This window comes from [Flexibacter] sp. ATCC 35208 (genome assembly GCF_001975825.1).
In the GTDB taxonomy this organism is placed as follows: domain Bacteria; phylum Bacteroidota; class Bacteroidia; order Chitinophagales; family Chitinophagaceae; genus Chitinophaga.
The window spans coordinates 31,624-43,684 of sequence record NZ_MTKN01000040.1; the positions used below are offsets into that span (position 1 = coordinate 31,624).

Consider the following 12,061-nt stretch of genomic DNA (forward strand, 5'->3'; position numbering starts at 1 on the left):
ACTGTATCTGCGTAGCGATTACCTCAACCTCCGTTCAATCGCTGAATTCCGGCCTTTGCCCGCTGATCCAGTGAGTTCTTATAATCATGCCCTTTCATATCCAGACAAGTCTGATAACATTGTTGTGCTTTCACCTTGTCATTCCTCTTTTCATAAATATAACCCATTTGCAGGGATGCTCTTGCAGCAAAATATTCAGGTCTGTTTGTCCCTGCTTTTATGGTCACTTCGTACATGGCAATTGCACTATCATCCATTCCCATTTCATCATATATCCTTCCCAGGCGATAGGCATATTCCAGTTTATCTTCCATGCGGGTATAGTCTGCCGCCTTTTTCGTTTGCAACAATTTCAGGGCATCGCTAAAGAAACCGCCATCGCTCAGTAATCGTGCTTTTAGCAGTACAGCATCCGGCCATTTACCACCTTTTGCATCTTTGAGGGCCTGCTTATCTGCATCGGTTTCTGTATTGCCCCGGGTCAGGATCTGTGCCCGGTATTTATTGGCAGCATCCATATTTCCATGCAGGTAATGGTACCAGCTTAAACGTTGCAGACATTCTTTGAGATAAAATTTTCCCCTGAAGTTGTCGGTGAATCGCTGCAGGTACACATTTGCATCTTCATCCTGTCTGTCCAGTTTCAATACCCCGAGCAGGTAATTATTGTATTTGATATCCAGGTATCCGCCACTGTCACTTCTGTCAGACAGGGTTTTGATACCCAGTGCTGCTTTCTGGTTGTTCATAGCGATATTCGCTACCATGAGGGCAAAGAGGTAATTATTTTTTGTGTCCAGCTGATGTTTCTGAATGAATGCCCATACTTCTTCAGGTCTATTTTCAATGAACAGTTTCAGGTAGCAAAAGTAATAAGAAGCTTCGGCCCGGAATATTAACGCTACGTCATTATTGCTCTCGGCCGACTGCTGTACCTGCCGCATACCTTCACGGATATTGCCTTTCATGCCCAGAATATTGGAAATCCAGCGATAGCCTTCGGGGATAGTACCGAATACGGCCTGCAATGCACCAATCATCATCGTGTTTGGCTGAAACTGCGGAAACTTGCGCTGGTTGTCTTTGAACTGCACAAATGCTTTCCTGATTTCCCACACGGCATCCCACTTTTCGTTGAACTTGATGCGGATCAGGGCCCACTGAAAACGAATGGCTGCCTGGGTATACAGGTAGTAAGGACTATTCTCAGGACCCGAAGCCATCATATCCAGCCGCTGGTCCCGCAGGTCCTTTCGCCTGGCATAAACAGCAGGATCTTCGTTGAAAAATAGATTGAAAAAGTCGATATAATTTTCGAGAAAGTAAGGTATCAGGTTATCGGGATGTTCTTTTTTTTCGGCTTCCAGTAGAGCGGTGCCCGTGGTGACCTTCAATTGCATAATGGCATCATAGGCTTGCTGGCAGCGGGGATTAAAGTCATATACTTTTTGCCGGGCTACAGCAGGAAAAAAAAGAGAGAGGAACAATCCCAACAGGAATACGGTACGCATGAACACAAATATATTTACAACTGCCGGCTTTACGTCAAATTCCAAACCAAAAACGCCTGCAATGAAAAAAGGTTGTATCATAAACGATACAACCTTTTTCAAAATTATTCCTGGAACAATATTAAATTAAATAGTCACAGTTGCTTCCAGATCATTGTCTACCAGCACGCGACCGCAATGTTCGCAGATGATGATCTTCTTGCGCTGACGGATTTCCGCCTGACGCTGAGGAGGAATTGCATTAAAGCAACCACCGCAGGAATCACGAACTACAGTAGCTACTGCCAGACCGTTACGGTAGTTCTTACGGATTTTTTCGTAAGCTGCCAGCAGGCGGGGTTCTACTTTTGCACGCGCATCTTCGCTTTGTTTGTAGAAAGCTTTCTCTTCTTTTTCAGTTTCACCGATGATCTTTTCCAGCTCACCTTTCTTGTGTTTCAGGTTCGATTCTTTATCAGCAATCGCTTTCTTTGCAGATTCCAGGTTACGGCTCTTGTCCTTTACCTCATCATTTGCATCGCGAATGTGTTTCTCAGCCAGCTTGATTTCCAGGGACTGCATTTCCAGTTCCTTGGTGATAGCTTCGAACTCACGGTTATTCTTTACGTTATCCTGTTGCTTCTCGTATTTCTTAATCAGCGCTTCTGACTCCTTAATCTGGTTCTTCTTGTTGGTTATGAAGTCCTGAATGCCACGGATTTCGTCTTCAACATGGGCCAGACGTGTGTTTAACCCTTCGATCTCGTCTTCCAGATCTTTAACTTCCATCGGCAACTCCCCCTTCAACACCTGGATCTCATCCAGTCTGGAGTCCATCTTCTGTAGTCTAAGTACAGACACCAATTTTTCCTCTACGGAGTAATCTTTATTTACAGTAGCCATGTAATGTGTTTATAAATAATTTACCGGGTTTGTTCGAATGGTAGATTTAAGAGGCGCAAAATTAGGGAATTTTTCAGTCAATATATGAAAAAATAAGTCAACCGTAAACTGCTCGCTCTCGAAATGTCCAACATCCGCTATAACTATTTGATTTTCAGCGTCAAAAAACTCATGATATTTAAAGTCAGCCGAAATATATGCATCGGCGCCAGCTCCAATTGCCCTTTTCAGGAGGAAACTTCCGGCTCCTCCGCAGAGTGCCACCCTTTTAATTGGCTTGTTCCTGAGTGGGGTATACCGGACGCAACCGGTATCGAACTGCTGCTTCACGAACTTTAAAAATGTCATCTCGTCCATCGGCGCTTCCAGCTCTCCTATCAGACCGGACCCAACCTGTGCGTACTCGTTTTCGAGTTTCACCACATCGTAGGCCACTTCTTCATAAGGATGGCTGGCTAAAAGAGCCTTGATCACATATTGTTCCAAATATAAGGGAAAAATAACCTCGATCTTCGTTTCTGCTTCTAAATGGCGGCTTCCGACCTCCCCAACATAAGGCTGGGTGCCCGCTCCGGCTTTAAAAGTTCCCTCTCCTGCCCCATTAAAGCTACATTCACTGTATGCGCCAATATGTCCGGCACCAGCTGCAAATAATGCAGACCTGACATTTTCGGCAGATTCATGCGGTACAAAAGTGTATAATTTTCTTAATAACTCCTTTTTAGGCGCTAATACCCGGGTATTTTTCAGGCTCAACCGCTGCCCCATCATCCCGCAGACCCCGTTTCTCACATTGTCCAGGTTGGTATGAGCTGCATATATAGCGATGTCATGTTTGATAGCTTTGATAGCCACCCGCTCTACGTAATTATTGCCATTTATCTTTTTCAGGCCACCAAATACAATGGGATGATGGGCCACGATCAGGTTGCATCCCTTGCTGATCGCCTCGTCTACCACCGCTTCTGTCGTATCCAGGGAGAGCAGTACCCCGGTTACCTCCCAGTCGCCACTGCCGAAGAGTAAACCGGCATTGTCATAGCTTTCCTGGTATTGTAATGGTGCAAATGCGGCGATGGCCGCTGTGATATCTTTAATTTTCATGACAAGCAAATATGATGGGAATTATTTAAAATTGCAAAAAACTAACTGGCATGACGACACAATCTTCGGGTGAATTGTACGCCTCGTACAAAACGAAAATGCAGCAGATCGCCGATATACGCAATGCGATTGCTGTGTTGGGATGGGATCAGGAAACTTACCTGCCTGAAAAAGGAGCCGCCTTTCGCGGGCAACAGATCACCACTCTCAGTTCTATGGCGCACGAGCTATTTACTGAAGATAAACTGGGTGAATTACTGACCACCCTGCATGCCCGTCAGGATATGGACATCATTGCTACTAAGAATATCGCCCTCTCCCTCGAGGACTATGAAAAGAATAAAAAGTACCCAGCCAGTTTTGTAGCTGAGTTATCTACCACGACCAATGAGTGCTACCATGCATGGATCAAGGCAAGAAAAGCAAACGACTACAAGATCTTTGAACCCGTGCTGGCGAAAATGGTTGCGCTCAAAAAGCAGGAAGCAGACATACTGGGGTATAACGGGCATCCCTACAATGCACTGCTGAATGAATATGAAAAAGGGGCGAATACCTCCATGCTGGATACCATCTTTGCTGATGTAAAAGCGGCACTGGCCCCTTTATTAAAGCACATCGAATCAAAACCACAAGTCAATAAAGACTTCCTGCACCTGCACTACGACCGTAATGCACAATGGGCATTTGGGATTGAACTCCTGAAAGCCATGGGGTATGATATGAACGCCGGCAGACAGGATATTTCAGAACATCCGTTTACCACCAGCTTCAACCCACAGGATGTAAGGGTCACTACCCGTATCGATGAAAAGGATTTTGGGAACATGACCTGGAGCTGTATCCACGAAGGTGGCCATGCCCTGTACGAACAGGGGTTGCCTGTAGATGGCTATGGACTACCATCCGGCGAAGCTGCGAGTTTAGGTATCCACGAATCACAGTCAAGGCTGTGGGAGAACAATGTAGGTCGCAGCCTTCCTTTCTGGCAGCATCACTATGCAGCTTTGCAGGCGCGCTTTCCGGACAACCTGCAAAAAGTATCGCTGGATGATTTCTATAAAGCCATCAACCAGGTACGACCTTCCCTGATACGTACCGAAGCCGATGAACTGACTTATCATTTCCATGTAATGATCCGGTATGAAATTGAAAAGGGATTACTGGATGGCACTTATTCTACCAAAGACCTGGATGAGGTCTGGAATAAATACTACAAGGAATACCTGCATGTAGATGTACCTGATGATAATCAAGGTGTATTGCAGGATATTCACTGGTCACATGGTAGCTTCGGTTACTTCCCCACTTATTCACTGGGTAGTTTGTATGCCGCACAGTTTTTCATCGCTGCCCAAAAGCAGATACCGGGATTGATTGAGCAGATTACAAAAGGAGATTATAAGCAGTTACTCACATGGTTACGTGATGAAATCCACCACCACGGCAGGTATTACACCAGCAATGAATTGTGTGAAAAAGTAACGGGAGAACCACTGGCGTTTAAATACTTCCTGGATTACGCTACAGAAAAGTATCACCACATTTATAATGTATAAAACAAAAAGATGGTGTATCATTAGTATGATACACCATCTTTTATTCACGCAGGTGTTTAAACAATTCTCAGGAGGTTGATATCACCTCTTTTGTTTGGATAATGGCTTGCTGGTATAGGGATACGGTCCAGCTAATAGCAATAAAATAAATTCAATTGGCCTCGGCTTGCCATAGATGACGTTAGTTTAATTCTACGATGCCTGTTTTTCTCCAGACTTCCTGTCCTTCTTTGTACAGGATAAATGTAGGTAAGGTAGTAGCACCTAGTGTTTTAATCACGTTCGTGTCTTTACTACCGTCTACTTTTAACAGCTTTACACCTGCATTTGCTTTTAAATAAGCAGCTACTACTGGCTCCATCTTTTGACAGGGAGGACACCAATCAGCGCTTATATAGATTAATACATCTCCTTCAGAGACCTTACCGGTAAAGTCGATCAGTGTAAGCTGAGGGGTATTTACGCCTCCTTCAACTGCAAGACCCGCCTGTTTCCAGGCAGTCAGACCACCGTCCAGTTCTACAACATTTGCGAATCCGGCTTCGCGCATTTTCTTTGCGGCGGCATTACTACGCGGTCCACTCAGGCAATACACATATACAGGCTGCTCCTTATTCAAGTATTTTATTCTCTCATTAAATTCTTCGTCATGTGTAAAGTCAGCCTGCATAGCATGCGGGAGGTGCCCACTACTGTACTCTGCCAAGGTACGTACATCAAATACCTGTACACCCGATTGTTTAATTCCTGTCTGAAATACGTCAGGTTTTACCACATTGTTATTCTGCGCATATACAGCAGTACTCACACATAAAATGAAAAAGCATATTATATACTTACACATCGTAAATTTGCTGTATATTGTTGAGCTCGTGCCAACAGTTAAAGCTGGAATAACTTTTGTGTGATTTTCTTTTCTACTCTGAACCATTAACAATTTGTTTACGTTTACTTAACGTTAGACTTATACGGGTATAACGTTAAAAAATTGAACCTTTATTTTTTAAAAACCTATGCTACTGTCGGAAGCCGAACGACACTAGCCATATCCGGAGAATGAAACACCAACGCCTAAGCCTTTTTGTCCGCACCTGGTATGCTGTTGCATACACGTGTGTAATGGTCCTGCTCTCTGCCTTCAGCGTCCAGGCACAAAACACAGCAGCATTTACTGCTGATAATTTTACAGGATGTGGGACTGCCTATGTACAATTTATTAATCAGTCTACTACAGGAGGCACAGCTTCCTGGGATTTTGGGGATGGAGGAGCCAAATCGATACTCTGGAACCCAACCCGATCCTTTACTAAACCTGGTACATACACTGTAACTCTTACAGTTACGTTTGCAGACGGTACTAAAGGGACCGCTACCCATACTGTAAATGTATATAAAAAACCAACAGCACAGTTTACTACTGATGTTACCAGTGGTTGTACACCTTTACCTGTTAAATTTACAGACCAGTCTACCGCAGGTGATGGTACGATTAGTAGTGTGAACTGGGATTTTGGGGATGGTAACGGAGCTACGGGTAGTACTGCTAACTATACTTATAATGTAGGAGGCGACTATTCTGCTACGACTATCGTGACCAATAGCTATGGTTGTACCAATAGCTATTCACAGATTATTCATGCGAACGCTACCCCTCAGACAGCATTTACCAGCAATACCCAGGGTAGCTGTAAAGCGCCGCTGAACGTTACTTTTACTAACAATACGACGATCAATACCACTGGAAATCCGGGCATTACGTACCTCTGGAACTTTGGAGACGGTAGTACCAGCAGCGACATGAACCCGATTCATACGTACACGGCAGAAGGAAAATACACCGTTACGCTAACGGCTACTTCCGCGGATGGATGTTCACAAACGCTCACACAAACGGAGTATATCCAGATCGCTACGATCGCAGCGGACTTTACTATAGCAGAGAGTCTTTGTAAGGGAACGACTCTCCATTTTACCAATACTACTCAGCCAGCTCCGCAGACCGCTACCTGGACTTTTTCAGATGGCGATGTGCAAAATACAATTGACGCAGTCAAGACTTTTAATACTACTGGTACCTATACGGTCACATTACAGGCACTGACACAGGATGGTTGTCAGGCAAATGTGACAAAGACTTTCACCATCTCGGATATTCCTACAGCTACGATTACCGCAGCACCCATTACCGCATGTGCCGTTCCTGCCAATGTGAGCTTTACGGGTGTAACCACCGGTGCTACCAGCTGGGAATGGGATTTTAACGATGGTACTTCTTCTACTGTACAAAATCTTACACATACTTATACTGCCGAAGGCAGTTATACCGTTTCCCTGCAAGCCAGCAATGCTGCGGGTTGTACAACAACCACCTACCAAACCATCTCTGTACAGAAACCAATTCTGAGTATAGATGGTTTACCAAATGGTTGTGTGCCGTTGGATGATACCTTCACTCCTATCGTGGCTACTGCCGATCCGGTAGTCAGCTGGTCATGGGATTTTGGCGATGGCAGCACTTCTACAGCAAAGATACCGACACATACTTTCACCGCACAAGGTGATTATATCGTTACCTTAACGATTACTACACAGGGTGGTTGTACGCAGACCGCTACTTTCCCGGTGCAGGTGGGCACACCAGTGGCAGTAGATTTCACAGTAGATCAAACAACTGGTTGTCAACCAACTATTTTCCATTTCACTAATACATCTGTTCCTGCGGGTACTGCATGGGAATGGACTTTCGAGGAATCAGGCAATACCGGCAATGGTTCTTCTTCTCTGGAAGATCCGACTTATGTATGGACAAGCATCGGTACACATACGGTGATACTAACGGTTATCAATAATGGTTGCCGGCAGACACTCACCAAAACGGATCTGATCACTATCTATCCGCCATCTGCTGCATTCCTTGTACAAACAGTGAATTGTGCGAATATCTACTCCCGTACTTTCACCGATAAATCTGACTTTGGTACAAGTACGACTAAATTATGGAACTGGGATTTCGGCGATGGTACGTCTTCTACCGCCCAGAGTCCAACACATGTGTATACTGCAGGTGGTACATATACTGTGACGCTCACAGTCGATAATGGTAGCTGTCAGTCAGTATACAAAACGACAGTGACCATCATTGATGAAACACCCAAGATCTATTCAGATGTCACTACCATTTGTAAAAATGGTACCGTGAATTTCGCCATGGATCCCGTAACGGCCAGCCATTTCGCCAGCTACCTGTGGAACTTTGGCGATGGTAATACTTACAATGCACCGGCACAGGGCCCTATCGGTTATGTATATCCCACACCTGGCGATTATACGGCCAGCCTGGTGCTGACAGATGTATACGGTTGTCTGCACACTTCCAATACGATTCCGATTTCTGTGAATGGCGCAAATGCGAAATTCAGCATTGATACCAAACAGTGTAGAAATGTTCCGGTGAGCTTTACTGATCAATCTACTACCAAGACAGGTAATACCATTGTATCCTGGACATGGGATTATGGAGATGGCAGCACTCCGGAGACTTACACTACTGCACCTACCAATATCACACATACTTATTCAGCGATCAATGACTACCCTGTTACACTGACCGTAAAAGACAATACCGGTTGTGAAGACAGTTATACAGCAACTGTACGTATTGCAAATATGATTGCGGCATTTGGTGGTCCGGACAGCATTGCATGTCTGAATACTCCATATCAGTTCTCTAACTCATCCATTACAACACCACTCACTTACCAGTGGGACTTTGGTGATGGCACGACCAGTACAGATGCGACTCCTGCACATACTTATACATTGCCAGGCAAGTATACGGTATCGCTGATCATAGCTAACACTACTGGTTGTAGCGATACGATCACTACTGTTGACTACCTGCGTGTACCTGACCCGATTGCTGACTTCAGCTTCCCGCCGGTAGCGGCTGATGTATGTCCGCCAGTAAAAATTCAGTTTACCAACCTCTCCTCTGATTATGTAAGTTCTGCATGGAGCTTTGGAGACGTGAGTAGTTCTACAGAACAGGATCCGCTGCATAACTATATTAAGCCAGGTACATTTGATATCACACTCACAGTTTATTCACAGGGTGGTTGTGCGAGCGCGGTAGCAGGACCAAAAACTATTTCTATCGCCGGACCAAATGGTAGCTTCACTGTTGCACCTGAAACAGGATGTTATCCACTGACGGTGACGATGAATGCCAATTCTACTGCGGCTATTAAATATATCTGGGACTTTGGCGATGGTCATTCAGCCACCACCACTACACCGACTTCTCCATCTTACACTTATCCACAGGAAGGTGTGTATTACCCGGTTGTATTGCTGGAAGATGACAGAGGTTGTCGCGTAGCGGCAGATGGTGATTCAAAAGTAATTGCTGATAAAGTGGCGGCTAACTTTGGTACGGATGTTACCCAGGCTTGTGATGGTGGTACTGTATTCTTCACCGATTCATCCAGCAGCGTTTCTTCAGAACTGGGTATGGCTATGACCTATGCATGGGATTTTGGTGTCACTACCAAAACTGATGATGTGAGTACAGATCAGACACCTTCTTATATATATGATGCGCCAGGTACTTACAATGTGAAACTGACAACGACCAGTTTTTATGGTTGTGTGAGCACTATCGAAAAAGCGATTGTGGTAGAACCTAAACCAGTAGCGGTGATCGATACACTGGGGCCATTGTGTACAGGTGCGACTATGCAGCTAGTGGGTCATGAAACTAAGAATATACCTGATACCAAATGGAGCTGGCAGATACTGGGACAAAACTATTTAGTACAAACACCACCTGCTACCACCTTTAACCAGGCAGGAGATCAGTTAATTACACTGACGATCACTACTGCCAGCGGTATTTGTAGCAGCACAGCTACGAGAACGGTGAGTGTATTAGATTATCCTGCACTGAATCCGAACCCGGCGAGCGCCAGCATTTGCCGTGGTGCTTCTATCACACTCAATGCAAATACAGATGCCGGTGTGACTATCAACTGGACAGATTATAAGATCAATGACATTCATAGTGCAAGTCCGGTAGTCAGTCCGGAAATAGATACGACCTATCATGTATCAGTGGTAAATGCAGCAGGTTGTAAGGTGGAAGGAGATGTACCGGTTATGGTATCTCAACCATTCCAGGTAACTGTTACAGATACCTTTATCTGTAAAGGTGGTTCTGCACAACTGCATGCATCAGGTGCGACTTCTTATTCCTGGTCTCCTGCTACAGGGTTGAGCAATGCTGCGGGTCAGAACCCGATGGCTTACCCGGATACGACCACTACTTATACGGTGACAGGATATGGTAAGGACGCCTGCTTTACTTCGCAGGCGACAGCGTTGGTAACTGTACATGCGTTGCCGGTAGTGAATGCAGGTCCGGATCTGACATTGGCTACAGGTAACAGTTACCTGATTCCGACTACAGGTAGTGCTGATATTACTAACATTGAATGGTGGCCGGTGAATTACCTGGATTGTGTAGACTGTCTGCAACCTACAGCTACACCAAAGACGACGACGACTTATACTGTAACGGCGACGAATACATATGGCTGTAAGGGTGTGGATGATATTACCATCAAGATGGTATGTGAATCAGGCAATACCTGGCTGCCAAATACCTTTACACCTAATGGCGATGGACAGAATGATATCTTCTACATCAGAGGTAAGGGGATCAAAACCGTAAAATCATGGAGAATATATAACCGTTGGGGACAACTTGTATTTGAGCGGACAAACTTTAGCGTAGAAGACATTACAAGTGGATGGGATGGAAAAGTGAAAGGCGTACTTGTGAACCCGGATGTGTTTGTATATGTAGCCGAGGTAGTGTGCGATACAAATGAAGACTTTACCCTGAAAGGTAACGTGATGCTGTTACGTTAAACGGCGATTACCAGATTCCTATTTAAAATTTGCCAAGCATGAGAAGGACTTGTAGAAAGCTGTTTGTGGCACTTTGTTTATGTCTGAGTTCCAGACTGATGGCACAGGATATTCACCTGTCGCAATTTTATGAAACCCCCATTCTGCGTAACCCTGCGCTGATAGGCATCTTTAACGGAGACTACCGCGTACAGGCAGTGTACAGGAACCAGTGGAACAGTGTGACTATTCCCTACCAGACAGGGGCAGTGAGCGGGGAACTGAAATTTCCGGTAGGCCGTGGAGAGGATTTTCTCACCACAGGTGCGCAATTCACTTATGACAGAGCTGGTACGGCACGATTACAGTCTGTGCAGATTTTGCCAGCCATCAACTACCATAAGTCAATGAGTGATGTGAAGAACATGTTCCTCTCAGTTGGTTTCATGGGAGGTTTTGTGCAAAGACAGTTCGATGCCACCAAGCTCACTTTCAATAACCAGTATACCAATGGTCGCTATGATCCCTCTGTAGCCAGTGGTGAAGAAGGCAGACTGGCACTGCGTGGATATGGTTACTGGGATGCCGGTGCAGGTATTAGTTTCAACAGTACAATTGGTGAAGACGTCAATTATTATATAGGTGCGGCCATGTTTCACTTTACACGTCCAAGGGTGTCCTTTTATAAGGACAATAGTATTGTGATGGATCCAAAGTATACCTTCAATGCGGGTATTACCATTCCAATGGAAGACAGGTTGAAACTGATTGCGCAGTACAACCAGATTCATGAAGGGTCGTATTCGGAGTATAATGGAGGTGCCATTCTGGGTTATATGTTATATGACGAGGGTCTGGAAAGTACAAGGGGTATATACGGCGGATTGTTTGTGCGGTGGGGAGATGCGATCATTCCTACCATGCGCCTGGATATGGACAAGTACGAGATCAGTATGACATACGACTGTAATATTTCAAAACTGAAAACGGCGAGTCAGAGTTTTGGGGGATTTGAGCTGGCACTGGTATTCAAAGGGTTCCTGAATAGCAGGAACAGTACGTTGGATGCAGTGCATTGTCCAAGATTTTAATTCCCTT

7 protein-coding genes are annotated in these 12,061 nt (G+C 45.0%); 3 read left to right on the forward strand and 4 right to left on the reverse strand.

What is annotated here, in order from left to right:
* Positions 1-23 precede the first annotated feature (23 nt).
* Genes BW716_RS22605 through BW716_RS22615 form a run of 3 tightly spaced genes read right to left on the reverse strand, consistent with a single transcriptional unit; the run spans position 24 to position 3,497 of the window.
* Positions 24-1,592, reverse strand: coding sequence for a lipopolysaccharide assembly protein LapB (locus BW716_RS22605; RefSeq protein WP_083726259.1), 1,569 nt, complete (start codon positions 1,590-1,592; stop codon positions 24-26).
* A gap of 45 nt (positions 1,593-1,637) precedes the next feature.
* Positions 1,638-2,393, reverse strand: coding sequence for a zinc ribbon domain-containing protein (locus BW716_RS22610; protein ID WP_083726261.1), 756 nt, complete (start codon positions 2,391-2,393; stop codon positions 1,638-1,640).
* 9 nt (positions 2,394-2,402) lie between these two features.
* Positions 2,403-3,497: a Nif3-like dinuclear metal center hexameric protein gene (locus BW716_RS22615; protein WP_083726263.1), complete on the reverse strand. Its 1,095-nt coding sequence runs from the start codon at positions 3,495-3,497 to the stop codon at positions 2,403-2,405.
* 50 nt (positions 3,498-3,547) lie between these two features.
* On the opposite strand from BW716_RS22615, the gene BW716_RS22620 reads away from it, so the two are divergent.
* Positions 3,548-5,056: a carboxypeptidase M32 gene (locus BW716_RS22620; RefSeq protein WP_083726265.1), complete on the forward strand. Its 1,509-nt coding sequence runs from the start codon at positions 3,548-3,550 to the stop codon at positions 5,054-5,056.
* Positions 5,057-5,237: 181 nt separating this feature from the next.
* Here the strand turns inward: BW716_RS22620 and BW716_RS22625 are convergent, their stop codons facing one another.
* Entirely contained in the window at positions 5,238-5,864 is a 627-nt protein-coding gene (locus BW716_RS22625; RefSeq protein WP_179091230.1) for a rhodanese-like domain-containing protein, read from the reverse strand.
* Between the two features lie 248 nt (positions 5,865-6,112).
* On the opposite strand from BW716_RS22625, the gene BW716_RS38085 reads away from it, so the two are divergent.
* Both BW716_RS38085 and BW716_RS22635 read left to right on the forward strand, forming a co-directional pair.
* On the forward strand, positions 6,113-10,984 hold the full coding sequence (locus BW716_RS38085; protein WP_083726269.1) for a PKD domain-containing protein: 4,872 nt from the start codon (positions 6,113-6,115) through the stop codon (positions 10,982-10,984).
* A 38-nt stretch (positions 10,985-11,022) separates the two neighbouring features.
* Positions 11,023-12,054: a PorP/SprF family type IX secretion system membrane protein gene (locus BW716_RS22635; protein WP_083726271.1), complete on the forward strand. Its 1,032-nt coding sequence runs from the start codon at positions 11,023-11,025 to the stop codon at positions 12,052-12,054.
* The last annotated feature ends 7 nt before the right edge of the window (positions 12,055-12,061 follow it).

Coding starts and splice junctions, on each gene's coding strand:
- BW716_RS38085 (WP_083726269.1), top strand. CDS start 6,113: ATGAAACACCAACGCCTAAGCCTTTTTGTCCGCACCTGGTATGCTGTT.
- BW716_RS22610 (WP_083726261.1), bottom strand. CDS start 2,393: ATGGCTACTGTAAATAAAGATTACTCCGTAGAGGAAAAATTGGTGTCT.
- BW716_RS22605 (WP_083726259.1), bottom strand. CDS start 1,592: ATGATACAACCTTTTTTCATTGCAGGCGTTTTTGGTTTGGAATTTGAC.
- BW716_RS22620 (WP_083726265.1), top strand. CDS start 3,548: ATGACGACACAATCTTCGGGTGAATTGTACGCCTCGTACAAAACGAAA.
- BW716_RS22635 (WP_083726271.1), top strand. CDS start 11,023: ATGAGAAGGACTTGTAGAAAGCTGTTTGTGGCACTTTGTTTATGTCTG.
- BW716_RS22615 (WP_083726263.1), bottom strand. CDS start 3,497: ATGAAAATTAAAGATATCACAGCGGCCATCGCCGCATTTGCACCATTA.